This is a genomic window from Streptomyces sp. M92 (assembly GCF_028473745.1).
Taxonomy (GTDB): Bacteria; Actinomycetota; Actinomycetes; order Streptomycetales; family Streptomycetaceae; genus Streptomyces.
Map to the genome: position 1 here is coordinate 6,465,483 of NZ_CP101137.1, position 23,923 is coordinate 6,489,405.

26 protein-coding genes are annotated in these 23,923 nt (G+C 73.2%); 11 read left to right on the top strand and 15 right to left on the bottom strand.

Features of this window, described 5'->3' with window-relative positions:
- Nucleotides 1-24: 24 nt before the first annotated feature.
- Entirely contained in the window at nucleotides 25-729 is a 705-nt protein-coding gene (locus tag M6G08_RS29560) for an MBL fold metallo-hydrolase (protein ID WP_272590167.1), read from the top strand.
- 2 nt (nucleotides 730-731) lie between these two features.
- On the opposite strand, the gene M6G08_RS29565 is transcribed toward M6G08_RS29560, so the two are convergent.
- The 3 genes from M6G08_RS29565 to M6G08_RS29575 form a co-directional block, all read right to left on the bottom strand.
- Entirely contained in the window at nucleotides 732-1,775 is a 1,044-nt protein-coding gene (locus M6G08_RS29565) for an NUDIX hydrolase (RefSeq protein WP_272590168.1), read from the bottom strand.
- Nucleotides 1,776-1,913: 138 nt separating this feature from the next.
- Nucleotides 1,914-2,111: a hypothetical protein gene (locus tag M6G08_RS29570; RefSeq protein ID WP_217250140.1), complete on the bottom strand. Its 198-nt coding sequence runs from the start codon at nucleotides 2,109-2,111 to the stop codon at nucleotides 1,914-1,916.
- Between the two features lie 509 nt (nucleotides 2,112-2,620).
- On the bottom strand, nucleotides 2,621-3,574 hold the full coding sequence (locus M6G08_RS29575; RefSeq protein WP_272590169.1) for an ROK family protein: 954 nt from the start codon (nucleotides 3,572-3,574) through the stop codon (nucleotides 2,621-2,623).
- A 245-nt stretch (nucleotides 3,575-3,819) separates the two neighbouring features.
- Here M6G08_RS29575 and M6G08_RS29580 point away from each other — a divergent pair, with 245 nt between their 5' ends.
- The gene (locus M6G08_RS29580) at nucleotides 3,820-4,896 is read left to right on the top strand and encodes a LacI family DNA-binding transcriptional regulator (protein WP_272590170.1); all 1,077 of its coding nucleotides are present in this window, start codon (nucleotides 3,820-3,822) and stop codon (nucleotides 4,894-4,896) included.
- A gap of 42 nt (nucleotides 4,897-4,938) precedes the next feature.
- Nucleotides 4,939-5,772, top strand: coding sequence for a hypothetical protein (locus M6G08_RS29585; protein ID WP_272591474.1), 834 nt, complete (start codon nucleotides 4,939-4,941; stop codon nucleotides 5,770-5,772).
- Here the strand turns inward: M6G08_RS29585 and M6G08_RS29590 are convergent.
- The 5 genes from M6G08_RS29590 to M6G08_RS29610 all read right to left on the bottom strand — a co-directional run bounded on the left by M6G08_RS29590 (nucleotide 5,753) and on the right by M6G08_RS29610 (nucleotide 10,333).
- Nucleotides 5,753-7,051 (bottom strand): DUF6986 family protein, encoded by a 1,299-nt coding sequence (locus M6G08_RS29590; RefSeq protein WP_272590171.1) that lies wholly within the window; start codon nucleotides 7,049-7,051, stop codon nucleotides 5,753-5,755. The two genes, M6G08_RS29585 and M6G08_RS29590, sit on opposite strands and share 20 nt — an antisense overlap.
- Nucleotides 7,052-7,218: 167 nt before the next feature.
- Nucleotides 7,219-8,181 carry an electron transfer flavoprotein subunit alpha/FixB family protein gene (locus tag M6G08_RS29595; protein WP_272590172.1) on the bottom strand — a complete coding sequence of 321 codons (963 nt, stop codon included), beginning with the start codon at nucleotides 8,179-8,181 and terminating at the stop codon, nucleotides 7,219-7,221.
- Nucleotides 8,182-8,239: 58 nt separating this feature from the next.
- A complete protein-coding gene (locus M6G08_RS29600) occupies nucleotides 8,240-9,028 on the bottom strand; it encodes an electron transfer flavoprotein subunit beta/FixA family protein (protein WP_272590173.1) in 789 nt (262 codons plus the stop codon).
- Between the two features lie 221 nt (nucleotides 9,029-9,249).
- Nucleotides 9,250-9,759: a flavin reductase family protein gene (locus M6G08_RS29605; RefSeq protein ID WP_272590174.1), complete on the bottom strand. Its 510-nt coding sequence runs from the start codon at nucleotides 9,757-9,759 to the stop codon at nucleotides 9,250-9,252.
- A gap of 145 nt (nucleotides 9,760-9,904) precedes the next feature.
- Entirely contained in the window at nucleotides 9,905-10,333 is a 429-nt protein-coding gene (locus M6G08_RS29610; RefSeq protein ID WP_272590175.1) for a TlpA family protein disulfide reductase, read from the bottom strand.
- A 220-nt stretch (nucleotides 10,334-10,553) separates the two neighbouring features.
- Between M6G08_RS29610 and M6G08_RS29615 the strand changes: the two genes are divergently transcribed.
- A complete protein-coding gene (locus tag M6G08_RS29615; protein WP_272590176.1) occupies nucleotides 10,554-11,282 on the top strand; it encodes a lysophospholipid acyltransferase family protein in 729 nt (242 codons plus the stop codon).
- Between the two features lie 25 nt (nucleotides 11,283-11,307).
- On the opposite strand, the gene M6G08_RS29620 is transcribed toward M6G08_RS29615, so the two are convergent.
- From M6G08_RS29620 to M6G08_RS29635, 4 genes are all read right to left on the bottom strand, one after another.
- Nucleotides 11,308-11,880 carry a transglutaminase domain-containing protein gene (locus M6G08_RS29620; protein ID WP_272590177.1) on the bottom strand — a complete coding sequence of 191 codons (573 nt, stop codon included), beginning with the start codon at nucleotides 11,878-11,880 and terminating at the stop codon, nucleotides 11,308-11,310.
- 81 nt (nucleotides 11,881-11,961) lie between these two features.
- Nucleotides 11,962-13,032: a threonine aldolase family protein gene (locus M6G08_RS29625; protein ID WP_272590178.1), complete on the bottom strand. Its 1,071-nt coding sequence runs from the start codon at nucleotides 13,030-13,032 to the stop codon at nucleotides 11,962-11,964.
- Nucleotides 13,029-13,775, bottom strand: coding sequence for an SDR family NAD(P)-dependent oxidoreductase (locus M6G08_RS29630; protein ID WP_272590179.1), 747 nt, complete (start codon nucleotides 13,773-13,775; stop codon nucleotides 13,029-13,031). The genes M6G08_RS29625 and M6G08_RS29630 overlap by 4 nt, the downstream gene beginning before the upstream one ends.
- A 56-nt stretch (nucleotides 13,776-13,831) precedes the next feature.
- Nucleotides 13,832-15,235: a DUF6421 family protein gene (locus M6G08_RS29635; RefSeq protein ID WP_272590180.1), complete on the bottom strand. Its 1,404-nt coding sequence runs from the start codon at nucleotides 15,233-15,235 to the stop codon at nucleotides 13,832-13,834.
- A 227-nt stretch (nucleotides 15,236-15,462) separates the two neighbouring features.
- Here M6G08_RS29635 and M6G08_RS29640 point away from each other — a divergent pair, with 227 nt between their 5' ends.
- Nucleotides 15,463-16,146, top strand: coding sequence for a glycerophosphodiester phosphodiesterase (locus M6G08_RS29640; protein ID WP_272590181.1), 684 nt, complete (start codon nucleotides 15,463-15,465; stop codon nucleotides 16,144-16,146).
- 3 nt (nucleotides 16,147-16,149) lie between these two features.
- On the opposite strand, the gene M6G08_RS29645 is transcribed toward M6G08_RS29640, so the two are convergent.
- On the bottom strand, nucleotides 16,150-16,689 hold the full coding sequence (locus M6G08_RS29645; RefSeq protein ID WP_272590182.1) for a GNAT family N-acetyltransferase: 540 nt from the start codon (nucleotides 16,687-16,689) through the stop codon (nucleotides 16,150-16,152).
- A gap of 109 nt (nucleotides 16,690-16,798) precedes the next feature.
- Between M6G08_RS29645 and M6G08_RS29650 the strand changes: the two genes are divergently transcribed.
- Both M6G08_RS29650 and M6G08_RS29655 read left to right on the top strand, forming a co-directional pair.
- On the top strand, nucleotides 16,799-17,191 hold the full coding sequence (locus tag M6G08_RS29650) for a VOC family protein (RefSeq protein ID WP_272590183.1): 393 nt from the start codon (nucleotides 16,799-16,801) through the stop codon (nucleotides 17,189-17,191).
- A gap of 102 nt (nucleotides 17,192-17,293) precedes the next feature.
- On the top strand, nucleotides 17,294-18,058 hold the full coding sequence (locus tag M6G08_RS29655; protein WP_272590184.1) for a VOC family protein: 765 nt from the start codon (nucleotides 17,294-17,296) through the stop codon (nucleotides 18,056-18,058).
- A 138-nt stretch (nucleotides 18,059-18,196) separates the two neighbouring features.
- On the opposite strand, the gene M6G08_RS29660 is transcribed toward M6G08_RS29655, so the two are convergent.
- Nucleotides 18,197-18,754 carry a MarR family winged helix-turn-helix transcriptional regulator gene (locus tag M6G08_RS29660; RefSeq protein WP_073731208.1) on the bottom strand — a complete coding sequence of 186 codons (558 nt, stop codon included), beginning with the start codon at nucleotides 18,752-18,754 and terminating at the stop codon, nucleotides 18,197-18,199.
- Entirely contained in the window at nucleotides 18,751-20,439 is a 1,689-nt protein-coding gene (locus M6G08_RS29665; protein ID WP_272590185.1) for an FUSC family protein, read from the bottom strand. Before M6G08_RS29665 ends, M6G08_RS29660 begins: the two co-directional genes overlap by 4 nt.
- A gap of 162 nt (nucleotides 20,440-20,601) precedes the next feature.
- Here M6G08_RS29665 and M6G08_RS29670 point away from each other — a divergent pair, with 162 nt between their 5' ends.
- The 4 genes from M6G08_RS29670 to M6G08_RS29685 all read left to right on the top strand — a co-directional run bounded on the left by M6G08_RS29670 (nucleotide 20,602) and on the right by M6G08_RS29685 (nucleotide 23,749).
- Nucleotides 20,602-21,180, top strand: coding sequence for a DUF5134 domain-containing protein (locus M6G08_RS29670; protein WP_272590186.1), 579 nt, complete (start codon nucleotides 20,602-20,604; stop codon nucleotides 21,178-21,180).
- A gap of 130 nt (nucleotides 21,181-21,310) precedes the next feature.
- Nucleotides 21,311-22,246 carry a M56 family metallopeptidase gene (locus M6G08_RS29675; protein WP_272590187.1) on the top strand — a complete coding sequence of 312 codons (936 nt, stop codon included), beginning with the start codon at nucleotides 21,311-21,313 and terminating at the stop codon, nucleotides 22,244-22,246.
- A gap of 87 nt (nucleotides 22,247-22,333) precedes the next feature.
- Nucleotides 22,334-23,005, top strand: a complete 672-nt coding sequence (locus tag M6G08_RS29680) for a phosphatase PAP2 family protein (protein ID WP_272590188.1) — start codon at nucleotides 22,334-22,336, stop codon at nucleotides 23,003-23,005.
- Between the two features lie 54 nt (nucleotides 23,006-23,059).
- The gene (locus tag M6G08_RS29685) at nucleotides 23,060-23,749 is read left to right on the top strand and encodes an HAD family hydrolase (protein ID WP_272590189.1); all 690 of its coding nucleotides are present in this window, start codon (nucleotides 23,060-23,062) and stop codon (nucleotides 23,747-23,749) included.
- Nucleotides 23,750-23,923 lie beyond the last annotated feature (174 nt).

The following is a 23,923-nucleotide window of genomic DNA, read 5'->3' on the forward strand; positions in this document are numbered from 1 at the left end:
GCGGGCCCTGCCTACGGTCGTGCCATGGACGTCATCGAGCTCGTCCCCCGCCTCCACCTGCTGCGCTTCCCGGTGGGCCAGGCCTATCTGTGGCGCGACGGCGACGACCTGACGCTGATCGACGCCGGTCCGGCCGGGTCGGGGGCGCGCATCGGCGCGCCGGCGGGCAGTGTCGGACGCGTACGGCGGGTGGTCCACACCCACTTCCACGAGGACCACGTGGGCGGGGCGGGTGAGCTGGCCGCACTCACCGGGGCGGAGGTGGTGGCGCACGTTCTGGAGGCGCCGGTGGTGCGGGGTGAGGTGCCGGGGCCGCCGCCCGTGTTCGAAGAGTGGGAGCGCCCCCTGCACGCCGACGCCGTCCGGCGGCTTCCACGGGGCGGATTCGAGCGGCCGGCGCGGGTGACCGAGGTGTCCGACGGCGACGTCCTCGACTTCGGCGGCGGTGCACGCGTCGCCCACGCCCCGGGCCACACGGACGGCAGCATCGGGCTGCGCCTCCCGCGCCACGTCGTGCTGTTCACGGGGGACGCCGTCGCCGCGCCGCCGGTCGACGGCGGTGTGACGCCCGGCGTGTTCAACACCGACCGGGACCGGGCCGTCACCTCGTTCGGCAGGCTGGCCGGCCTCGACACGGAGACGGCCTGCTTCGGGCACGGGGACCCGGTGACCGCGGGGGCCGGGCAGTCGCTCCGGGCGTCGGCGCGGGCGCGCCCGGCGGACGGCTGAGGTCAGCCGACGGGGATGCCGGCCTCCAGGTAGAGGACCGTTCCGCGTTCCCGGGCCCGCAGGGCCCAGCGCAGCCGCTCGTAGCGGACGGGGGGCAGCAGGTCGGCGGCCTCGTCCTCAGTGACGAAGCGCCAGCCGCGCAGTTCGGGGCCGGGCAGCAGCACCCGGCCGGCGTCCGCGGAGTCGAGCCGGCCGCCGTCGAAGAGCAGGCGCAGACCGCCGTAGCCGGGGGGCACGGGCCGTTCCCAGTCGACGACCAGCAGGGCGGGTACGTCGTCGAGGTGGATGCCGGTCTCCTCGGCGACCTCGCGCATCCCGGCCCGGGCGGGTGCCTCGCCGGGTTCGACCACGCCGCCGGGGAACTCCCAGCCGGGCTTGTAGGTGGGGTCGACGAGCAGGACGCGGTCCTGTTCGTCGAAGAGCAGGACGCCGGCGGCGAGGGTCTCGGCGGTGGGTTCGGGCGTCTGGACTATGTCGCAGGCGGGCACGGAGCCGGTGCCCACGGCCTCGGCGATCCGGGCGGCGGTCTCGTAGGGGGTGAGGGCGCCGGTGTCGACCGGGTGGGCGTCGGCGGTCAGCCAGGAGGCGAGGGCGGCCCGGTACGGCTCGATGTGGTCGTACGACCACTGCCGTACGCGTATCTCGCCGTCGGGCAGGCCCTCCGGTATCTCACGGCCCGCGATCCGCTTGCGCAGGATCGTTTCAGCCGGGGCGAGCAGGATGTGCCGGACCGAGATGCGGCGGGCGGCGAGGCCGCCGAAGATCTCGTCCCGGTACTCCTGGCGCAACAGCGTCATGGGGACGACGAGGGTCCCGCCGAGCTCGGCGAGCATCGCGGCCGCCGTGTCGATGACCAGGCGGCGCCAGATCGGCAGGTCCTGGAAGTCGCCGACCTCGGCGAGGCGTTTGGGCGGCAGCAGGTGCGCGAGCGCCCCGCCGACGACCTCGGGGTCGAAGAGTGTGCTGTTCGGGATCAGTTCGATCAGTTCCCGTGCGGTGGTGGTCTTCCCCGCACCGAACGCGCCGTTGATCCAGACGACGGTCACAGGTCCCCCTCTTCTGTTGGCCCCCTGTGGCTTGCCCGCAACACCCTGCCACGGAAACCAGGTCCAGTTGAGGGCGTAGGACGACGGCGCCGGCGCCCCCGGAGGGGCACCGGCGCCGTGCGGTCCGGGCGGTACGGCTCAGCGGCCCAGCTGCCCGAGCGTGTCGTCGTCCACGGACAGGCTCTCGACGGCGACCGTGTCCTCCACGGTGCTGACGGTGTCCTCCACGTCGAGACCGAGGGGGAGTTCGGCCGGGGCACCGTGGGACGGGCTGACGGCCGCGACGACGAACCCGGTGGCCAGGGATGCGATGGCGAGCATGCTGCGCTTCTTCATGCCTGCTTCAACTGCGCCGGGGCGCGGGGGTCACGGGTGAGGACACGGGAGCCGCGCCCGGCCCCGTCCCCCGGCCGGGGGCGTCCGCCTACGGGCCCGGGACCGAACGAAGCCGCCACCGAACCGCGACGCTGCGGAACCGGCGCGGGAAGCCCCGGTCGGCGCGAGCGACTCGGTCGCCCCAGCCCCCGCCGCGCACGACCGGACCGCACGAGCACGTAACCGGCCCGCACGCCTCGCAACCGGCACGCGGGCCCGTACCACCGCAGGCAGGCAGTCGACGCAGAACAGGGCGGACGGCCCGGCCCCCGGCTCACGGCTCACGGCTCACGGCTCACGGCTCACGGCTCACGGCTCACGGCTCACGGCTCACGGCTCACGGCCCAGACCATACGGCCCGTCACCGACACGCGCCTCGCAACCGGCGGACGCTCCGGGACGACCCGGGCAGGGCGCTCGGCCGGTGCGGTACGACGCCGGGCCCGGGCAGCCACCCGGGACGGCACGGCTCAGACCCGTGCCGGGCTCGCGTCCGCCGTCCTGGTGAGGGCCGCCGCGGCCGCGCCCACCAGGCCCGCGTCCGTCCCCATCTGGGCCGGCACGACCGCCAGGCGCCGCACGAAGGACAGGGTCGCGTAGTCGGTCAGCGCCTTGCGCAACGGGGCGAAGAGTACGTCGCCCGCCTTGCCCACTCCCCCGCCGACCACGGCGATGTCGATCTCGACGAGGGTCGCGGTGGCGGCGATCCCGGCGGCCAGCGCCTGCGCGGCCCGTTCGAAGGAGGCCACGGCGACGGGGTCGCCCCGGCGCGCGGCGGCGGCCACCGCGGCGGCGGAGGTGTCGCCGTCCGGGGCGGGCCGCCAGCCCCCGTCGAGGGCGCGTCGCGCGATGTTGGGGCCGCTCGCTATGCGCTCCACACAGCCCTGCGCGCCGCACGGGCAGGGGTCGCCGTCCAGGTCCACGCTGATGTGCCCGATGTGGCCGGCGTTGCCGGTCGGGCCGGGATGCAGCCGTCCGTTCAGGACCAGACCGCCGCCGACCCCCGTGGAGACCACCATGCACAGCGCGTTGTCGTGCCCGCGCGCGGCGCCCTGCCAGTGCTCGGCCGCCGTGATCGCCACCCCGTCGCCGATCAGCTCGACGGGCAGGTCACCGACGGCTTCTCGCACCCGGCGGACGAGCGGGTAGTCCCGCCAGCCCGGCACGTTGACCGGGCTGACCGTGCCGGCGGAGGCGTCCACCGGGCCCGCGCTGCCGATGCCGACGGCCGTGGCCCGCCCCCACAGCGGCGACGCCGTCAGCTCTCCGAGGACGGCCGCCACGGCCCCCATCACGGTGTCGCCGTCCTCCCGGGCGGGCGTGGCACGCTGCGCACGCGCCTGGATGCGGCCGTGGCCGTCCACCAGCGCTCCGGCGATCTTGGTGCCGCCGATGTCCAGCGCTGCCACGAGGTCGGTGTGCATCAGAGTCGGATCTCCCCGTTGGGCCGAAAAAAGACGAAAGAGCACGAACACGAGAGCGCACAGCAGACCGGTCCCGCGGTGGGGACGGGGGCCGGAGAGTGCGTTGGACAGTGTCTCCCGCATCTGACAACGTTGTCCAGGCTCTATGCTCGACGCCACATCCTCATACAAACGCATGACCGACACATCCCCCTGAGCACCGTGGACGACTGAACACCGTGGACGACAGGAGCCGACGCTTCCCCGTGGACGACAGGACAGGACACCGCACCGTGCCCGACACGCCCCGCCGCGCAGACCGCATCCCCGGGAACCGTTACGGCAATCGCCCGACCATGAAGGACGTCGCCGCCCGGGCCGGGGTCGGCCTCAAGACCGTCTCCCGGGTGGTCAACGGGGAGCCGGGCGTCACGCCGGAGACCGAGCGGCGTGTCCAGGAGGCCATCGACGCGCTCGGCTTCCGCCGCAACGACAGCGCACGGGTGCTCCGCAAGGGCCGTACCGCCAGCATCGGGCTGGTGCTGGAGGACCTGGCCGACCCGTTCTACGGGCCGCTCAGCCGCGCCGTGGAGGAGGTGGCCCGCGCGCACGGCGCCCTGCTGATCAACGGGTCCAGCGCCGAGGACCCGGACCGCGAGCAGGAGCTGGTGTTGGCCCTGTGCGCGCGACGGGTGGACGGGCTGGTGGTGATCCCTGCCGGGGACGACCACCGGTACCTGGAGCCGGAGCTCAGGGCCGGCGTCGCCACGGTGTTCGTGGACCGTCCGCCGGGGCGGATCGACGCGGACGTGGTGCTGTCCGACAACCATGGCGGCGCCCGCGACGGAGTCGCCCACCTCATCGCGCACGGCCACCGGAGGATCGGCTTCATCGGCGACATGCCCCGCATCCACACGGCGGCCGAGCGGCTGCGCGGCTACCGGGCCGCGATGGAGGACGCCGGGATACCGGTCGAGGACTCCTGGATGTCGCTGGGCGTCACCGACCCCGAGCGGGTGCGCAGGGCGGCCGAGGAGATGCTCACCGGGCCGAACCCGGTCACCGCGATCTTCACGGGCAACAACCGGGTGACGGTCACCGTGATCCGCGTCCTCGCCGGACACGACCGCCCCGTCGCCCTGGTCGGCTTCGACGACATCGAGCTGGCCGACCTGCTCCAGCCGGGCGTCACCGTGGTCGCCCAGGACGCCGCGACCCTGGGCCGCACCGCCGCCGAACGGCTCTTCCGGCAGCTGGACGGCACCCTGCTCGCCCCCGACCGCATCGAACTGCCGACCAGGCTGGTCACCCGGGGCTCGGGCGAACTGCCGCCCGCGGACTGAGCGGCCGTGGTGGAAGAGCCCGGGGACGCCGGGCGCGCGGACGTGTCGCCGCCCGGCGGGCCCGCACGGACTGGCCCGGACGGCGCGGACCGGACGCTGCGCGCACTCGGGCTGGACGGGGTGCCCCGTGAGGAACCGCTGCTCTACCCGGGCGCGTGGCCCCGGGAGTCCGGGGTGCTCAAGGGAGACCGGCTGCTGCCGCTGGACCGGGTGGTGCACGGGGACCGGGAGCCGGTGCTGGCGATCGGCTCCAACGGCAGTCCGGCTCAGCTGCGGCACAAGATGGCGGAGTTCGGGATCGACTCGCCGCTCCCGATGGTGAGGTCGCGGGTCACCGGTCTCGACATCGGAGTGTCCGCTCATGTGAGTCGCATGGGATACGTGTCCGCCTCGCCGGTGTGCGCCCCCGGCGTCGTGCGGGAACTGTTCGTGCTCTGGCTCGACGCCGAGCAGCTCGCCGTGATCGACGCGAGCGAGGGCGTGCCGATGGCGTCCGGCAACTTCGACCGCGCCTGGCTCCCCGCACCCGACGTACGCGTCGAACCGGGCGACGGCACGGTGCTGCGCGGCGCGTACGCCTACGTCAACCGCCACGGCGTCCTGCACGACGGCGACGGGGCACCCCGCCGGCACCCGGGCGGGCAACGGCCCCTCATCACCGGACTCCTCCGGGAGTCGGCCCGGCTGCGGGGACTGTTCGGGGCGACGCCCGAGGAGTTCTGCGCGCGGGCGCGCTCCGACCGGCGGCTGTGCGAGCGGGGGACGCGGCTGTTCGCCGAGGAGGGGCGGGTGACGGCGTCCGGACTGGAGCGGTACGTGGACTCGGGCCGGACGCCGGACGAAGCGCTGCCGCCGCCTACTGCGCCGATGCCGTGAGGTCGCCGCGCCGCGGGGACGAGAAGCCCTCCAGGTCGGCGCGGGTCAGGCCGGTCAGCCGGGCGACCTCGCCGATGTCGAGGGCGCCGCAGTCCAGGCCGCGCAGCAGGTAGCCGCTGAGGGCCTTGGCGGTGGCGGGCTCGTCCATGACGTCGCCGCCGGTGCGGTTGGCGTAGCGGGCGAGGCGGGCGGCGGCCTGCTCGAAGCCCTCGCGGTAGAAGGCGAAGACGGCCGCGTAGCGGGTCGGGATGTGACCGGGGTGCATGTCCCAGCCCTGGTAGTAGGCGCGGGCCAGGGCACGGCGGGTGAGGCCGAAGTGCAGCCGCCAGGCGTCGTGGACCTTCTCGGTGGGGCCGACCGGCAGGACGTTGGTGGAGCCGTCCGAGACCCGGACGCCGGTGCCGGCGGCGGCGACCTGCATGACCGCCTTGGCGTGGTCGGCGGCGGGGTGGTCGCTGGCCTGGTGGGCGGCGGAGACGCCGAGGCAGGCGCTGTAGTCGAAGGTGCCGTAGTGCAGGCCGGTGGCGCGGCCCTCGGCGGCCTGGATCATTCGGGAGACGGCGGCGGTTCCGTCGGCGGCCAGGATGGACTGGCTGGTCTCGATCTGGATTTCGAAGCCGATCCGGCCGGGCTCGAGCCCGCGCGCCTTCTCGAAGGCCTCCAGCAGCCGCACCATGGCGGTTACCTGCTCGGGGTAGGTCACCTTGGGGAGCGTGAGGACGAGGCCGTCCGGGAGGCCGCCGGCCTCCATCAGGCCGCTGAGGAAGACGTCGAGGGTGCGGATGCCCCGGGCGCGCACGGGGGCCTCCATGCACTTCATGCGGATACCCATGTAGGGGGCCGCGGTGCCCTGTTCGTACGCCTCGGCGATCAGGCGGGCCGCGCGGGCCGCAGCCTCGTCCTCCTCGGCGTCGGAGCGGTTGCCGTAGCCGTCCTCGAAGTCGACCCGGAGGTCTTCGATCGGCTCGCGCTCCAGCTTGGCGCGCACGCGGCTGTACACCGCTTCGGCGAGGTCGTCACCGAGGCCGAGGACGGCCGCGAAGGACGCGGCGTCGGGGGCGTGTTCGTCGAGGGCGGCCAGCGCCCGGTCGCCCCAGGAGCGGACGGTGTCGGCGGCGAAGACGTCACCGGGTACGTAGACGGTGTGCACGGGCTGGCGGGTGCCCGGGTCTCCGGGGTAGCGGCGCTCCAGCTCCGCGTCGACCGGTGCGAGGGAGGCACTGATCTCCTCGCCGACGGCGCCCGCGAGGCTCGTTGCCACCTTCTCCTGCTGACCCATCCCACACCCTCCTGATGTCCACTTTTCCGCTGCACGGAATCAACAATCCGTATAGTGAAGTTATCTGTCGGTTCCCCGCCGGTCAACACCCATCCTGCGCAGACGCCGAGGCCCCCGCGACCACGGAGGGTCGCGGGGGCCTCGGCCGGAGCGGTACCGCTGGACGCTCAGCCCTTGCGGGACTTCACTTCCTCGGTGAGCTGCGGGACGACGTCGAAGAGGTCGCCGACGACGCCGTAGTCGACCAGCTCGAAGATCGGGGCCTCGGCGTCCTTGTTGATCGCCACGATCGTCTTCGAGGTCTGCATGCCCGCGCGGTGCTGGATCGCGCCGGAGATGCCGGAGGCGATGTACAGCTGCGGCGAGACGGACTTGCCGGTCTGGCCGACCTGGTTGGTGTGCGGGTACCAGCCGGCGTCCACCGCGGCGCGCGAGGCGCCGACGGCCGCGCCGAGGGAGTCGGCGAGGGCCTCGATGATCGCGAAGTTCTCCGCGCCGTTGACGCCGCGGCCGCCGGAGACGACGATCGCGGCCTCGGTCAGCTCCGGGCGGCCGGTCGACTCGCGCGCCGTGCGCGAGGTGACCTTGGTGCCGGTCGCGGCGGCGGAGAAGGACACCGACAGGGCCTCGACCGCACCGGCGGCCGGGGCGGGCTCCACGGCGGCCGAGTTCGGCTTGACCGTGATGACCGGGGTGCCCTTGGAGACGCGGGACTTGGTGGTGAAGGCGGCGGCGAACACCGACTGGGTGGCCACCGGGCCCTCGTCGCCGGCCTCCAGGTCGACGGCGTCGGTGATGATGCCCGAGCCCAGGCGCAGCGCCAGGCGGGCGGCGATCTCCTTGCCCTCGGCGGAGGACGGGACCAGCACGGCGGCCGGGGAGACGGCCTCGACGGCGGCCTGGAGGGCGTCCACCTTCGGTACGACCAGGTAGTCGCCGTACTCGGCGGCCTCGTGGGTCAGGACCTTGACGGCACCGTGCTCGGCGAGGGCGGCGGCGGTGTCACCGGCACCGCTGCCGAGGGCCACGGCGACGGGCTCGCCGACGCGGCGGGCCAGCGTCAGCAGCTCCAGGGTGGGCTTGCGGACGGCACCGTCCACGTGGTCGACGTAGACGAGAACTTCAGCCATGGGACTTCTTCTCTCCTGCTTGCGAGATGTGAGGGGCGGTCGGCGGAACCAGCGAGGCTCAGATGAACTTCTGGCCCGCCAGGAACTCGGCGAGCTGCTTGCCGCCCTCGCCCTCGTCCTTGACGATGGTGCCCGCGGTGCGCGCCGGGCGCTCGGTCGCGGACTCGACCGTGGTGTAGGCGTTCTCGAGACCGACCTCGTCCTCGTCGATGTCGAGGTCGGACAGGTCCCAGGACTCCACCGGCTTCTTCTTGGCCGCCATGATGCCCCTGAAGGAGGGGTAACGGGCCTCGCCGGACTGGTCGGTGACCGACACGACGGCCGGGAGGGAGGCCTCCAGCTGCTCGGTGGCGGCGTCGCCGTCGCGGCGGCCCTTCACGGTGCCGTCCTCGACCGAGACCTCGGACAGCAGCGTCACCTGCGGCACGCCCAGGCGCTCCGCGAGCAGCGCGGGAACGACGCCCATGGTGCCGTCGGTGGAGGCCATGCCGGAGACGACCAGGTCGTAGCCGGCCTTCTCGATCGCCTTGGCCAGCACCAGGGAGGTGCCGATGGCGTCGGTGCCGTGCAGGTCGTCGTCCTCGACGTGGATCGCCTTGTCCGCGCCCATGGACAGCGCCTTGCGCAGCGCGTCCTTCGCGTCCTCCGGGCCCACCGTCAGGACGGTGATCTCCACGTCGTCGTCGGAGTTCTCCGAGATCTGCAGCGCCTGCTCGACCGCGTACTCGTCCAGCTCGGAGAGCAGACCGTCGACGTCGTCGCGGTCGACGGTCAGGTCATCGGCGAAGTGCCGGTCGCCAGTGGCGTCGGGCACGTACTTCACGGTGACAACGATCCTCAAGCTCACGCCGGCTCTCCTACTGCGTCGACATTTCAGTGCTGCCTCTTGCAGGCAGCATAGGCGCCCCAAGCGGCCGATCCCGGGCGGGGCGACCTGCGCTCCGCCCCGGAATATTACTCGTCAGTACACCCAGTTCATGCCCGCTAAGCAAGCGCTTTGAACTGTGACCTTCGCAACGCAGCGTAACCGGAACTCGACCGCTCCGCAGAAGCCGTCCCGGTGACCGGTCAGTCGCGCAGGCGGTCGTAACGCCCCTGGTGGTAGAGGAGCGGCCGGCCGGCGCCCCCGGGATCCCCGGAGAGCACCTCGGCCAGCACGATGCGGTGGTCCCCCGCGGGCACGCGGGCGACGACCCGGCACACGAGCCAGGCGAGGACGCCGTCCAGCACCGGCACGCCCTCGGGACCGTCGTGCCAGGAGGTGGGCTCGGCGAAGCGGTCGGCGCCGCTGCGGGCGAAGGTGGCGGCCACGTCCTCCTGGTGTTCGCCGAGCACGTGCACACCGACGTACTCGGCCGCGGAGACCGCGGGCCAGCTGGAGGAGCCGGTGCCGATGCCGAAGGAGAGCAGCGGCGGCTCGGTGGAGACGGAGGTGAGGGAGGTGGCGGTGAAGCCGACCGGGCCGGCGTCCCCGCGCGCGGTGATCACCGCGACGCCCGCGGCGTGCCGCCGGAAGGCGGACCGCAACAGCTCGGCGGTGGCGAGCGGCGGCGCGGTGAGGCCGGGTGTGGCCGTCATACGGGAAGTCCTTCTGCGTTGCGCCCCGGTCCGCGGAGCCGGGAGCGAGGCCGTTCGGGCAGGCTGACGACGGGTGGCACACACAGTCAATTACGTCCCGGATTCGGAAGCTGTGGAGAAGACCTCACGGACGGCGTGACGGTACTCACACCGCCTCGCCCAGCGCCGCGATCACGTCCGCCTTGCGCGGCTGCCCGACGGCGCGCCGCACGACCCGGCCGCCGGCGTCGAGGACCAGCACGGTCGGGGTCTTGAGCACGCCGAGGGCGCGCACCAGTTCCAGGCGGGCCTCGGCGTCGATCTCGACGTGGGCGACGCCGGGGACCATCCGGGCGACCTCGCCGAGGACGCGCCGGGTGGCCCGGCAGGGGGCGCAGAAGGCGCTGGAGAACTGCACGAGCGTGGCCCGTGCGCCCAGCTCCGCGCCGAGACCGGCCGCGTCGAGCCGGGGGGCCGACGATCGATCGGGACTGCTGCCTCCGTCGCCCTGCCCGTGCACCCGCGTGTCCTCGTTCCGCCGCCACCGCGGCACTCGTGGGCACGCCTCGGGCGTACCACCGGTCCGTTCATCCATCGGTTCAGCGTTCCCCGGACCGCGGCGATTCCCGCTCCGCCGTCACTTTTCGGCCACGAATCGGCTGACGACGTGATGAGGATCTCGCCACGGGCGGGCACCAAGGCTGGTACACCGGCCGTTCTTGGGGCACGATCTCGACAAGCCGTAAACCTACGGCTGCGTAACTTTCGACTGGGAGCCCCCTTCCCAGGCTGACAAGGAAGGGTCCGACCCGCCCATGGCAGAACTCGCCTACCGCCCGGCCATCGGTCTCGCCCGCACCCTGTTCAAGGTGTGGGACCTCAAGATCGACTGCCAGGGTTCGGAGAACATCCCGCGCTCGGGCGGCGCCGTGCTGGTGAGCAACCACATCAGCTACCTGGACTTCATCTTCGACGGCCTGGCGGCGCTGCCCCAGAAGCGGCTGGTGCGCTTCATGGCGAAGGAGTCGGTCTTCCGGCACCGGGTCTCCGGTCCGCTGATGCGCAACATGAAGCACATCCCGGTCGACCGCAAGCAGGGCGAGGCGGCGTACGCGCACGCCCTGGACTCGCTGCGGTCCGGCGAGATCGTCGGGGTCTTCCCGGAGGCGACGATCTCCGAGTCGTTCACGCTGAAGAGCTTCAAGTCGGGTGCCGCGCGCCTGGCGCAGGAGGCGGGCGTCCCGCTGATCCCGATGGCGCTGTGGGGCACCCAGCGGCTGTGGACCAAGGGCCACCCGCGCAACTTCAAGCGCAGCCACATCCCGATCACCATCCGGGTCGGCGAGGCGATGGAGGCCTCCCGCGAGCAGTACGCGGGCGCCCTCACCCGCCGGCTGCGCGAGCGGGTGCAGGAGCTTCTGGAGGCCGCTCAGCGCGCCTACCCCGTGCGCCCGAAGGGCGCGGACGACACCTGGTGGATGCCGGCCCACCTCGGCGGCACCGCCCCCACCCCGGACCAGGTGCGCACCGCCGAGGCCCACTGAGCCCGGGTGCCTCAGGGCGGGCGCCTCAGAGCGAGGCCGGGAGCGTCGCCCACAGGTGTGACCGGTCGGTGGCGGCCTTCAGCACCTCCAGCACGGCCGGATGCGGCGCGGCGTACAGCTCCGGGCAGTCCGCCTCGCCCGCCTCGTGGTCCGGCGTGAAGGCCAGCCGCTCCTGCCCCAGGGAGAAGTGCGCGTCCACGCCCGGCTTGTTGCCGCGCGGGTCCTGCCGGTGCCACGCCCCGTCGAACCGTACGGCGACCAGCCCGTGCACCACGTCGAACCGCTGGTAGCACAGGGCGGTCGGGATGTCCTCGGCCCTCAGCAGCGCGGCCAGCGCGTGGGCCTTGGCGTAGCAGATGCCGGTGCGCTTCTCCAGGACGTCGGAGGCCCGCCAGGTGACGCGCGGGTCGCCCGAGTCCTGCGAGTGCGGGACGGTGTCGCGCACGAACTCGAAGGCCAGCCGCGCATAGTCATACGAGTCTTCCGCCTCCTTGGCGAGCCTCGCGGCCACCTCCCGTACGTGCGGGTGCTCGTGGTCGATGGCTTCGTCGGCGGCGAGATAGGCGGACAAATCGGGGGTCTGCTGGATCAGCTCCATGTCCGCAGAGCATAGGAAAGCGATCACCCGATAGTCAATGACTTTTCAGGTGACCGCATACCTATGCATCGATGGAGTTGCCTAGCGGGCCATCTCCTCCTTGAGCGCGGCGACGAACGCGTCGACGTCGTCCTCGGTGGTGTCGAAGGCGCACATCCAGCGCACGTCGCCGGCGGCCTCGTCCCAGAAGTAGAAGCGGAACCTCTTCTGCAGGCGCTCGCTGACCTCGTGCGGCAGCCGGGCGAAGACGGCGTTGGCCTGCACCGGGTAGAGGATCTCCACGCCGTGCACGGCGCGCACGCCCTCGGCCAGGCGCTGGGCCATCTCGTTGGAGTGCCGGGCGTTGCGCAGCCACAGGTCCTTGGCGAGCAGCGCCTCCAGCTGCACCGACACGAAGCGCATCTTCGAGGCGAGCTGCATGGACAGCTTGCGCAGGTGCTTCATGTGCCGCACCGCGTCCTGGTCGAGGACCACGACCGCCTCGCCGAACAGCGCGCCGTTCTTGGTGCCGCCGAGCGAGAGGAGGTCCACGCCGACCGCGTTGGTGAACGTGCGCATGGGCACGTCCAGGGCGGCGGCGGCGTTGGCTATCCGGGAGCCGTCCAGGTGCACCCGCATGCCGTGCGCGTGGGCGTGCTCGCAGATGGCCCGGATCTCGTCGGGCGTGTAGAGCGTGCCGAGTTCGGTGCTCTGGGTGATCGAAACGACCTGCGGCATCGCGCGGTGCTCGTCGTCCCAGCCGTACGCCTGCCGGTCGATCAGGTCGGGCGTGAGCTTGCCGTCGGGGGTGGGGACGGTGAGCAGCTTGAGGCCGCCCATGCGCTCGGGGGCGCCGCCCTCGTCGACGTTGATGTGCGCGCTCTCGGCGCAGATCACCGCGCCCCAGCGGTCGGTGACCGCCTGGAGGGCGACGACGTTGGCGCCGGTACCGTTGAAGACCGGGAACGCCTCCGCGCCCGAGCCGAAGTGGCTGCGGATCACGCGCTGGAGGTTCTCGGTGTACTGGTCCTCGCCGTACGCCACCTGGTGCCCGCCGTTGGCCAGGGCCAGCGCGGCGAGCACCTCGGGGTGCGCGCCGGCGTAGTTGTCACTGGCGAAACCGCGGACCTCGGGGTCGTGGTGGCGACGCGCGTCGGTCTTCGGGGGGTTCACGGCTTCTCGGTCAGCCACAGACGGTTTCCGTTCACTTCCGCGGCGGGCTTGTCCCAGACACCGGCGACGGCCTCGGCGAGGTCGCGCACGTCCGTGAAGCCCGCGAACTTCGCGTTGGGGCGCTCGGCGCGCATCGCGTCGTGCACCAACGCCTTGACCACCAGGATCGCAGCCGCCGACGTCGGCCCCTGCTCGCCCCCCGCCTTGCGGAAGTAGTCCGCCATGGCCAGTGTCCAGGCCTCGGAGGCGGCCTTGGCGGCCGAGTAGGCGGCGTTGCCTGCGGTGGGCCTGGAGGCGCCGGCGGCGCTGATCAGGACGTAGCGGCCGCGGTCGCTGCGCTGGAGTACCTCGTGGAAGGCGAGGGAGGTGTGCTGCACGGTGCGGATCAGCAGCTTCTCCAGGAGGTCCCAGTCGTCCAGGTCGGTCTTGGTGAAGTTCTGGCTGCCGCGCCAGCCGCCGACGAGGTGGACCAGGCCGTCGACCCGGCCGTGCTCCTTCTCGATGCGGTCGGCCCACGCGCGGGTGGAGTCGAGGTCGAGCAGGTCGACCGTCTCGCCGGTGACGGTGGCGCCGCCGTGCGCGTAGCGCGCCGCGTCGACCGCCTCCGCCAGCCGCTCGGGGTCGTTGTCCGAGCCGACGACCGTCGCCCCCGCCTCGGCGAGCCGCAGCAGCGCGGCCCGTCCGGCGGGTCCGCCCGCCCCGGCCACCGCGATCACCGCGCCGTCGAGCGCCCCGTTCCCCATGGTCCTCGCCTCCCGAGCCTGTTGCCGTGCCTGTTCCTGCCCACCGGTGCCGTCGCTCACGCGGCGGCCCGCTCGGCGCCGTCCGCCGAGGCCGTGATGCCCTTGGTGGAGGCGATCACGTTCTTCAGCTTCTTGGACAGGGCCTCGTAGAACATGCTCAGCGGAAACTCGTCCGGAAGCACGTCGTCGACGAGTTTGCGCGGCGGCAGGGTCAGGTCGAGGGCGTCGGGACCCTTCGCCCACTTCGAGCCCGGGTGCGGGGCGAGGTAGGTGGAGACCAGCTCGTAACCGGCGAACCAGTGGACGATCTTGGGGCGGTCGATGCCGTCGCGGTAGAGCGTCTCGATCTCGGCGCAGAGCTGGTTGGTGACCTGCGGGGCGCGCTGCCAGTCGATGAAGAGCTTGTTGTCGGTCCAGCGGACGACGTCGTGCTTGTGCAGGTAGGCGAAGAGGAGCTGGCCGCCGAGCCCGTCGTAGTTGCGCACGCGCTCGCCGGTGACCGGGAAGCGGAACATGCGGTCGAAGAGGACGGCGTACTGCACGTCGCGGGCCTGCGGGACGCCGTCGTCCGCCAGCTTCACGGCCTCCTTGAAGGCGGTGAGGTCACAGCGCAGCTCCTCCAGGCCGTACATCCAGAACGGCTGGCGCTGCTTGATCATGAACGGGTCGAACGGCAGGTCGCCGTGGCTGTGGGTGCGGTCGTGGACCATGTCCCACAGGACGAAGGCCTCCTCGCAGCGCTTCTGGTCGTGGACCATGGCGGCGACGTCGTCGGGCAGCTCCAGGCCCAGGATGCCGACGGCGGCGTCGGTGACGCGGCGGAAGCGGGCGGCCTCGCGGTCGCAGAAGATGCCGCCCCAGGAGAAGCGCTCGGGGGCCTCGCGCACGGCGATGGTCTCCGGGAAGAGCACGGCCGAGTTGGTGTCGTAGCCGGCCGTGAAGTCCTCGAAGGTGATGCCGCAGAACAGGGGGTTGTCGTAGCGGGTGCGCTCCAGCTCGGCCAGCCAGTCGGGCCAGACCATGCGCAGCACGACCGCTTCGAGGTTGCGGTCCGGGTTGCCGTTCTGCGTGTACATCGGGAAGACGACCAGGTGCTGGAGGCCGTCCGCGCGGCCCGCGGCGGGCTGGAAGGCCAGCAGCGAGTCGAGGAAGTCGGGCACCTCGAAGCCGCCGTCGGCCCAGCGGCCGAGGTCCCTCAGCAGGGCCTCGTGGTAGGCGCGGTCGTGCGGGAGCAGCGGGGACAGCTCCTCGACGGCGCCCGCGACACGACGTACGGCGTCCTCGGCGGCGGCCCGCTCCGGGGCGCCCTCGGCGTCGAAGTCGATCGACCCGTCCTTGGACTGCCAGGGCCGGATGCGCTCCACGGCATCCTTGAGCACGGGCCATGCCGGGTGCTCGACCACCCTGCTCACCGGAGGAACCTTCTCCTCCGCACCCACCTGCACAAGAATTTCCGTCATGTCCCATCCTCCACGGGAGAAGCTCGCGTCAGGACACCGTATGCATACGAGGTTCCTCCCTTCAAGGGGGACCTCCGCAAATTATCCTGCCGGACCCGGGGCTTCACCGCATTTTTTCCTGCGGGATGCCGGATTCCGTATACCCAGCGCGGCAGAGGGGAAACGGTCCGGCAGGGCCGTTAGGCTGCGCCCTGCCATCGCCGCCGTCTACGGAAGCGAGTCGAGCCTTGAACTTCCTCACCATCGGGCACCGCGGAGCGATGGGTGTCGAACCCGAGAACACCCTGCGTTCCTTCGTCGCCGCCGAGCGGGCCGGCCTCGACGTCGTCGAACTGGACCTGCACCTGAGCAAGGACGGCGCGCTGGTCGTCATGCACGACGCGGACGTGGACCGCACCACGGACGGCACCGGCGCGATCGCCGACAAGACCCTGGAGGAGCTGCGGGCGCTGGACGCCGGCCGCGGGGAGCGGATCCCGGTCTTCGAAGAGGTGCTGGACGCGGTCTCGGCGCCGTTGCAGGCCGAGATCAAGGACGTGGCGGCCGCGCGCACGCTCGCCGAGGTGATGCTGCGGCGGGACCTGGTGGACCGGGTGGAGGTCATCTCGTTCCACGACGAGGCGATCGTCGAGATCGCCCGGCTGGTGCCGGGGGTACGGACCGCGCTGGTCGCGCAGTACTACGGTCCCGAGGTCGTGGACCGGGCCGTGGCGGCGGGCGCCGGGACCCTCTGCCTGGACATCGAGCGGATCACGCTGGAGATCGTGCGGCGCGCCCGCAAGGCGGGTCTGCGGGTCTTCTCCTGGACCGTGAACACCCAGGACCACCTGCGGCTGGTGCGCGCCCTGGGGCTCGACGGCGCGACGACCGACTACCCGGAGATCAAGCGCACCGGCCGCTTCACGGCCTGAGGCTCACACCAGCGGCTTGACCAGCAGCTCGAACCGGAGGTCGTCGCGCTGCGGGATGCCGAAGCGCTCGTCGCCGTACGGGAACGGGGTCGTCTCTCCCGTACGGCGGTAGCCGCGGCGCTCGTACCAGGCGATCAGGTCCTCCCGCACGGAGATGACGGTCATGTGCATCTCCGTGACACCCCACGCCTCGCGGACCTGCCGCTCCGCCTCCGCGATGATCTCCTTGCCCATACCCGCGCCCTGGAGCGCCGGGCTGACGGCGAACATCCCGAAGTAGGCGTGCGCACCACGGTGCTCGAGCTGGCAGCAGGCGACGATCCCGCCGTCCCGCTCGACCGTCAGCAGACGGCTGTCCGGCGACTTGATCACCTCCAGCACGCCCTCCGGGTCCGTGCGCTGCCCCTGGAGGATGTCCGCCTCGGTGGTCCACCCGGCCCGGCTGGAATCGCCTCGGTACGCGGACTCTATGAGCGCCACGATCTCGTCCACGTCGTAGTCGGTGGCGTCGCGGTAGGTCAGTCGGCCGGCGGTGGTGTCCATCTTGGGGCGTCTCCGGTTCGTTCTCGGGCGCGTGCGTTCTGGGGCGCGTGCGTTCTGCGGCGCGGCGGGGGCACCGATGAGAGTAACGCTGCCAGTAGGGTCGGTCCGCATGGTGCATGTACTCAGCAGCCGAACCCTGCTCCGCCCCACCGACCCCGACCGCTCCCGGGCCTTCTACGGCGAACAGCTCGGTCTCGCCGTCCACCGTGAGTTCGGCACCGGACCGGAGCGGGGCACCGTGTACTTCCTCGGCGGCGGCTTCCTGGAGGTCTCCGGCCGCGCCGACGCACCCGTGACTCCCGCCCTCAAGCTGTGGCTCCAGGTCGAGGACGCGGCGGCGGCCCACGAGGAACTGCGCGCGAAGGGCGTCGGGATCGTGCGGCCGCCGGTGCGGGAGCCGTGGGGGCTGGTGGAGATGTGGATCGCGGACCCGGACGGCACACAGATCGTGCTGGTGGAGATCCCCGCGGACCATCCGCTGCGCTACCGGCCCGGGATCTGAGCCACCGGCCGGTACGCGCCGGATGGCCGCGGTCCGGGCCCGGCCTTAGCGTGCTGGAGGGGGACGGACGGTCCGCGGCCGAGTGGAAGGACGCCTCACGCGATGAAGCTCCACGAACCGGTGCCCGGCGGGCCCTGCTGGGCCGAGCTGGGGACCAGCGACCTGGTGGCGGCCAAGCGCTTCTACACCAAGCTGTTCGGCTGGCGTCCCGGGACGGACTCCCGGCAGCAGGCGGGCGGCTACACGATCGCCCGTCTCGGCGACGCGGCGGTCGCCGCCCTGACGCCGCTGTACCAGCAGGGGCAGCCGGTCGCCTGGAACGTGTCGTTCGCGGTCCGGGACGCGGACGCCGCCGTGCGGCAGGTGACGGCGGCCGGCGGAACGGTCCTGCACGGGCCCGTCGACGTCTTCGACTCCGGCCGGTTCGCCGTGGCCGCCGATCCGGGCGGCGCGGTCTTCCAGCTGTGGCAGGCACGGTCGTTCCCCGGCGCGGGGCTGTTCAACGCGCCGGGCGCGCTGGGCTGGGTGGAGCTGCTGACCCGGGAGCCCGGCCGGGCCGCCGACTTCTACACCACGGTCTTCGGCTGGAGCGTGTCCGCGTCGGACCGCTATCCGCAGTGGGGAATCGACGGCGCGGACTTCGGCGGCATGGTGACGATGGACGAGAAGTTCCCGCACGAGGTGCCCGCCCACTGGCTGCCGTACTTCGCCGTGGCGGACGTGGACACCGCCGCCGTCGACACGACCGACAGCGAGGGCACCGTGCTCATGGAGCCGACGTCCCCTCCGGACGGACCGCGCATCGCGGTGCTGCGGGACCCGCAGGGGGCGATGTTCGGCGTGTACCGGGCGGGCGACGAGCGCTGAGCCCTGCCGGGGGCGACGCGGGGCCTTCGGGCCGGCCGACCGCGCACGGCGGCGGGCGCCGGGCCCGCCTCCGCTTCGCAGGGGCCGGACTCCCGTCGGACTCGGCGGCCGACGGCGGTCCGGCGACCCCGGACCGCCTCAGACCCGCAGTGCCTGCGGCCTGCTCTCGAGCCGGCCCAGCAGCGCCCCTAGGAGTGCCGCCAGTTCCTCCTGGTCCGGTCCGTCGACGCCGGACAGGACGGCGGACTCGTAGGCGAGCTGTTCGGGCAGGATGCCGTCGACCAGGTCGCGGCCGCTGTCCGTGAGGCGGACGTGGGCGACCCTGCGGTCGCGGGTGTCGCCGCGCCGCTCCACCAGTCCGCGCTCGGTGAGCTGCTTGAGGCGTTTGGTGACGGCGGCGCCGGAGGAGAAGGTCTCACGCGCCAGGTCGCCGGGGGTCAGCTCGTGCCCGGTGCGGCGCAGGGCGCCGAGCAGGTCGAACTCGGCGCGAGTGAGCCCGGCCCGGCGCAGCGGGGCGTCCTCGGCCTGCTGGAGGAGGGCGGCGCAGCGGTTGATGCGGCCGATGATCTCCATCGGCCCGGTGTCGAGTCCGGGGTGCACGGCCCGCCACTGCCGTACGACCGCGGCGACCGTGTCCCCGCCCGGTCCGCCCCTCGCGTCGCCCCCGGTCGCCGATCCCCCGTCGGTTGCGGTCATGGCCGTACGTCCTCCGTTCTCGTACCCGTTTCCCGGTCCGGACGCGCCTGCCGGCGTCGCACCGTTGCGGCGAGCGTACGGTGTCCGGCCTGCTCGGCGAGCACGACCCTCTCCTGGGGCAGCGCGCGCCCCCACCATTCGCCGGCCGCGGCGTCGACGGTGGCCCGCAGGTCGGTGAGGGCGGCGGCCAGGCCCCGGCGGGCGGCCTCCAGGGCGCCGGGGGCCGGGTCGGGCTCCGCCAGGAGGCGGGCGGCGTGCTCGCGGGCGCGGTCGGCGGCGGTCACCGCCTGCCCGACCCGGCTGCCGGCGCGCCGGTTGGTGACGGCGACGGCGGCCAGGAAGCCGACCAGGGCGCCGACGAGGGTGTCCACCACGCGTTCGGTGATCAGCTCACCGGGCTGCTGGTACCGGGCGAACTCGGTGATGAGCAGCGCCATCGGCGTCACGCAGACACTGCCGAGCCAGTAGTTGCGGGTGATCAGCGCCTCGGCCCCGAAGTTGAGGGCGAGGCAGAACAGGACCAGCAGAGCCTGCCCGAGGTGCGCCAGCGGGGCGATGGCGGCGAACACCAGCACCCCGGCGACGTTGCCGACGACGCGCTGGACGGCCCGGCTCCAGGTCAGGGTCATGTTGGCCTGGTAGAGGGCGGCGGCGGTGACCAGGGCCCAGTACGGGCGGCCGATGCCGAGCGCGAGGGAGGCGTAGCCGGCGAGGGCGCAGCCGAGGGCGGTGCGCAGGGCGATCGGGCCCAGCGGGCCGAGTCGCCGCCACAGCGGGGTGGGGGGCGCGGCGAGCTCGGTGTCGACACCGAGGAGTTCGTCGGCGGCGCCCTCAGTGGGGCCGGTGCGGGGGACGCGGCCGGTGCCGCGCAGGGCGCGGGCCCAGTCACGCAGGCGCTCCGGGTCCGTGTCGGCGGGTGCGGCGAGCGCGACCTCCGCGCGGACGACGAGGCGTTCCAGGGCCTGCCGGGTGGTGGCGCGGGTGCCGGTGGCCGGGAGGGCAAGCAGCGTCTGCCAGGCGGCCTGGACGGCGGCGTACCCGGCGGCGCGCGCCGCGGTGTGGCCGTCGCCGGTGCCCCGGGTGCCGGCGTACGCGGCGGCGGCGTTCAGCGCCTGGGCGGTCGCCCGGCGCTCGGGGCCGTGCGGGCGGACGAGGGCGGGTGCCATGCCGACGATCCAGGCCCAGGCGCCCGCGGCGGCGCCCAGGGCCAGGTGGCCGGGGATCTGCCCGAAGGTCTGCGGGACGAAGAGGGCGGCGGAGCTGATGAAGGTCAGGACCACGTTGCCCGGCGGGCCGACGCGGGTGGCGTCGCACAGGGCCTTGTGGACAGCGGCCAGCAGGGCGCCGACCGTGACCAGGACGACCGCGTCGCGGGTGAGCGAGGCGGTCACCAGGGCGACGGCGACGCCACCGAGCATGCCGACGACGACCCAGGCCAGCACGCGGGCCCGGGCGGCGTAGGGGCGGTTGTGGGCGTAGAGGGCGCACAGGGACCCGGCCATGGTGTACATCGCCAGATCGAGCCGGCCGAGCGCCAGCAGGATCAGGTTGGGCGGGGCGACGGCGGCGACCGAACTCAGTGCGGGCTTGAACCAGATCTCGGAGGGGCGGCGCAGGCGCAGCACGCCGGTCAGGGACAGGCGGCGGCCGAGTGAGGTGCCGGGGGTGGGGGTCGCACTGCTCATACGAAAAGATTAACAGGTGTTTTACCTGTAAATAAAAAGGGCCGTGCTCCCCCTAATGCCCCTCGTGTACTCCCTTGCGCTCGCGTGCGCGCCGCACGGCCCGGGCAGTCCTTGACCGACCGGCGGGCAGCGGCCGTCGAAGCGCGAGCGGGGGAGGCACGTGTGCACGGACCGACGTCGTCGGGGTGGCTGCTGGTCGCGCTGTGCGCGGCGACCGGCGCGTACTGCCTGCTGCGGATGCGCAGCGGTGTGGAGGAGCAGCGCCGCGCCGCGGGCGGCGAGGCGCTCATGGGCTTCGGCATGGCCGCCATGGCCGTGCCCGCGGCGGTGTTCACCCCGCCGGCCTGGGCCTGGCCCGCCTACGCGGCGGTGTTCGGCGCCGCCGGGCTGCGCGCCCTGTGGGCTGCCCGGTCGGGACGTCATCACCTGCACCATCTGGTCGGGGCCGCGGCCATGGTGTACATGGCTCTCGTCATGACCGGCACGTCCGCGCACGGTCACGCGCACGGCTCGTCCGGGATTCCCCTGCTCACCGGGCTGCTGCTGCTCTACTTCACCGGGTATGTACTGCTGAGCGGCGTGCGTCTGCTGCCGGTGGCCGCCGTGGCGGGGGACGGCACGGCCGGGGACGGTGCGGCGGAGGGCGGCGCGGCGGACGGCTGGGGCGACCGTCCGGAGCTGGCGCGGGCGTGCCGGCTCTCCATGGGCATCGCGATGCTGGCCATGCTGCTGACCATGTGACAGCCGTCCTTCAAGAGGGCCCGGCGACGACGCCCGGCGCTACCCGGCACACCCCGGACGCAATCGTTGCCTGCGTCACTTTGTGCGGCGGGCCGCACTGCGGCGGATGCTGCGCTCATAGGCTGCTGCCATGATTCTCCCCGCGGCGCTGCTGCTGCTCGGCGCTCTCACCGCCGTCCTCGCCCCGAGGCTGCTCGCCCGCGCCGACTGGCCGGACCGTGAACCGGTGGTCGCCCTGTGGGTGTGGCAGTGCGTCGTGGCGGCCGTACTCGTGTGCTGCGCCCTGTCGATGACGTTCAGCGCGGCGGCGGCGTGGCACGCGGTGGGCGGACACGTCTTCGCGACGGCGCCGCGCCCGGTGGTGGAGGCGTACGCGCTCGGCACGTCCGGACTCTGGGCGGACACCACCGCCGTCGCGCTGGCCTGCGGCGGGTTGTGGAGCGCCGCCATGCTGGCCCGCGAAATCGCGCGCGCCCGTATCCGGCGTCGGCGGCGCCGCGCCGAACTGCTGCACCGCGCGCCGCTGTTGCCGGGCGAGGCGCCCCGCTCGGACCGGCTCGTCGTCCTGGAGGGCGACCGGCCGGACGCCTGGTGGCTGCCCGGCACTCCCCCGCGGCTGGTCGTCACCACGGCCGCGCTGCGCCGCCTCAAGGGCCGCCAGCTCGACGCGGTGCTCGCGCACGAGAAGGGGCACGCGCAGGCGCGGCACGACTGGCTGCTGCACTGCTCGGCCGCCCTGGCGGACGGCTTCCCGCAGGTTCCGGTGTTCGCGGCGTTCCGCGACGAGATGCACCGCCTGGTGGAACTCGCCGCCGACGACGTGGCCTCCCGCCGCTTCGGCCGGCTGACGACCGCGCTCGCGCTGGTCGAACTCAACGAGGACCGGGGTGTGTTCGGCCCCTGCCCGACGACGCACGCCCATGTCCCGCAACGCGTACACCGGCTGCTCACGCCACCGAACCGCCTGTCGGCCGCCCGCCGGCTGCGACTGACGGCGGCGGCCGCGCTGGTGCCGGTGGTGCCGGTGCTGGTGGCGTTCGTACCGGGGCTGCGGGCGCTGGGATAGCCCCGCGCGCGGCGCTACGCCCCTCCCGCATCGCGGAAACCGCCCCGGGATTGGCCCCGGACCGCCCGGGTCGGCGAGTATCGCAGCATGCAGACGCCCTCCGTCGACTCCCCGCCCAGTCCCCCGCAGCCGCGCACCGCCCTCCGCGTCACCCGGGTACTGACCGCGTGCTCGGCGCTCCTGCTCACCCTGGTGGCCCTCGAATGGGGTCCGCTGGTCGGCGTGGACGACGACATCGCGGACACGACGCACCGCTGGGCGGTCGACGAACCGGGCATCACGCACGCCATGCGGATCCTCACCGACTGGGTGTGGGACACGTGGACGATGCGACTGCTGTGCGCGGCGGTGGTGTTGTGGCTCTGGTTCCGGCGCCGGGACCGGTGGACGGCCGTGTGGCTGGGGATGACGTGTCTGCTCGGAAGCCTGCTGCAGCAGGCGCTGAAGGCGGCCGTGGACCGGGCCCGCCCCGTCTGGCCCGACCCCGTGGACTCCGCGCACTACGCGGCCTTCCCCTCGGGGCACGCCATGACGGCCACGTTCGTGTGCGGCCTGCTCGTATGGCTGCTCCACCACTACGGCACCAGCCGCGGCGTACGCCTGACCGCCCTGGCCGTGGCGGTGGTCTCCGTCGTCGGCGTCGGCGTGACCCGGGTGTGGCTCGGCGTCCACTGGGCCACGGACGTCGCGGGGGGCTGGCTCCTGGGTGCCCTGGTGGTGGCCGTCGCGGCGCTGGTCCACGAGCGCCGTCACCGCTGAGAACGCCGGCGCCCGGCCCTCGCCGCGTCCACCGTCGCCTCGTAGCATCCGCCCATGACTGCCGTACTGTTCGACTTCTCCGGGACCCTCTTCCGCATCGAACCCACCGACGCCTGGCTGCGCGGGGCGCTGACGGGCACCGGGACGACGCTCACCGGACCGGAGCTCGCCGCGGCGGCCCGCGCGCTGGAGGAGGCGGGAGCGCTGCCCGGCGGAGCCCCGCCGGCGCGGATACCGGAGGAACTCGCCGGGACATGGGCGGTCCGGGACAAGAGCGCCCGGCTGCACCGGGCCGCCTACACCGGACTGTCCCGGCAGGTGCGGCTGCCGGACCCGGAACTGCACGACGTGCTGTACGACCGGCACATGACGCCGGACGCCTGGACCCCCTACCCCGACGCCGCCGAGGTGCTGGGCGCGCTGCGCGAGCGGGGAATCGCCGTCGGGGTGGTCAGCAACATCGGCTGGGATCTGCGCCCGGTCTTCCGTGCGCACGGCCTGGACCGGTACGTCGACGCGTACGTCCTGTCGTACGAGCACGGCATCCAGAAGCCCGACCCACGGCTGTTCGCGACCGCCTGCGCGGCGCTCGGGGCCGAGCCGGGCCGGACGCTGATGGTCGGAGACGACCGGCGGGCGGACGGCGGCGCGGCGGCCCTCGGTTGCGCCGTGCACTTCGTGGACCACCTGCCGGTGACCGAGCGCGCGGCGGGGCTGCGGCCGGTGCTGGACCTGGTGCGCTGACCGCCGCCGGCGCGCCCGGCAAGCCGGTGGCCCGAGGCAACCGAGGACGGCGCCCGTCCGCCTCGGACGATCCCCCGTGTCGCCCGAGGCAGACGGTGCCGGAGCGGACCCGACAGGGCCCGTCCGTCTGCGCCGAGTATAGTTGGCTGGCAGCCAGTCAACGCAGGAGTACAG

What these genes read in the sequence shown, in the direction of transcription:
- M6G08_RS29560 (WP_272590167.1), top strand. Translation starts at nt 25, where the DNA reads ATGGACGTCATCGAGCTCGTCCCCCGCCTCCACCTGCTGCGCTTCCCG.
- M6G08_RS29570 (WP_217250140.1), bottom strand. Translation starts at nt 2,111, where the DNA reads ATGAAGAAGCGCAGCATGCTCGCCATCGCATCCCTGGCCACCGGGTTC.
- M6G08_RS29575 (WP_272590169.1), bottom strand. Translation starts at nt 3,574, where the DNA reads ATGCACACCGACCTCGTGGCAGCGCTGGACATCGGCGGCACCAAGATC.
- M6G08_RS29590 (WP_272590171.1), bottom strand. Translation starts at nt 7,051, where the DNA reads ATGGGTCAGCAGGAGAAGGTGGCAACGAGCCTCGCGGGCGCCGTCGGC.
- M6G08_RS29595 (WP_272590172.1), bottom strand. Translation starts at nt 8,181, where the DNA reads ATGGCTGAAGTTCTCGTCTACGTCGACCACGTGGACGGTGCCGTCCGC.
- M6G08_RS29605 (WP_272590174.1), bottom strand. Translation starts at nt 9,759, where the DNA reads ATGACGGCCACACCCGGCCTCACCGCGCCGCCGCTCGCCACCGCCGAG.
- M6G08_RS29610 (WP_272590175.1), bottom strand. Translation starts at nt 10,333, where the DNA reads ATGGATGAACGGACCGGTGGTACGCCCGAGGCGTGCCCACGAGTGCCG.
- M6G08_RS29615 (WP_272590176.1), top strand. Translation starts at nt 10,554, where the DNA reads ATGGCAGAACTCGCCTACCGCCCGGCCATCGGTCTCGCCCGCACCCTG.
- M6G08_RS29620 (WP_272590177.1), bottom strand. Translation starts at nt 11,880, where the DNA reads ATGGAGCTGATCCAGCAGACCCCCGATTTGTCCGCCTATCTCGCCGCC.
- M6G08_RS29630 (WP_272590179.1), bottom strand. Translation starts at nt 13,775, where the DNA reads ATGGGGAACGGGGCGCTCGACGGCGCGGTGATCGCGGTGGCCGGGGCG.
- M6G08_RS29635 (WP_272590180.1), bottom strand. Translation starts at nt 15,235, where the DNA reads ATGACGGAAATTCTTGTGCAGGTGGGTGCGGAGGAGAAGGTTCCTCCG.
- M6G08_RS29645 (WP_272590182.1), bottom strand. Translation starts at nt 16,689, where the DNA reads ATGGACACCACCGCCGGCCGACTGACCTACCGCGACGCCACCGACTAC.
- M6G08_RS29650 (WP_272590183.1), top strand. Translation starts at nt 16,799, where the DNA reads ATGGTGCATGTACTCAGCAGCCGAACCCTGCTCCGCCCCACCGACCCC.
- M6G08_RS29655 (WP_272590184.1), top strand. Translation starts at nt 17,294, where the DNA reads ATGAAGCTCCACGAACCGGTGCCCGGCGGGCCCTGCTGGGCCGAGCTG.
- M6G08_RS29660 (WP_073731208.1), bottom strand. Translation starts at nt 18,754, where the DNA reads ATGACCGCAACCGACGGGGGATCGGCGACCGGGGGCGACGCGAGGGGC.
- M6G08_RS29665 (WP_272590185.1), bottom strand. Translation starts at nt 20,439, where the DNA reads ATGAGCAGTGCGACCCCCACCCCCGGCACCTCACTCGGCCGCCGCCTG.
- M6G08_RS29675 (WP_272590187.1), top strand. Translation starts at nt 21,311, where the DNA reads ATGATTCTCCCCGCGGCGCTGCTGCTGCTCGGCGCTCTCACCGCCGTC.
- M6G08_RS29680 (WP_272590188.1), top strand. Translation starts at nt 22,334, where the DNA reads ATGCAGACGCCCTCCGTCGACTCCCCGCCCAGTCCCCCGCAGCCGCGC.
- M6G08_RS29685 (WP_272590189.1), top strand. Translation starts at nt 23,060, where the DNA reads ATGACTGCCGTACTGTTCGACTTCTCCGGGACCCTCTTCCGCATCGAA.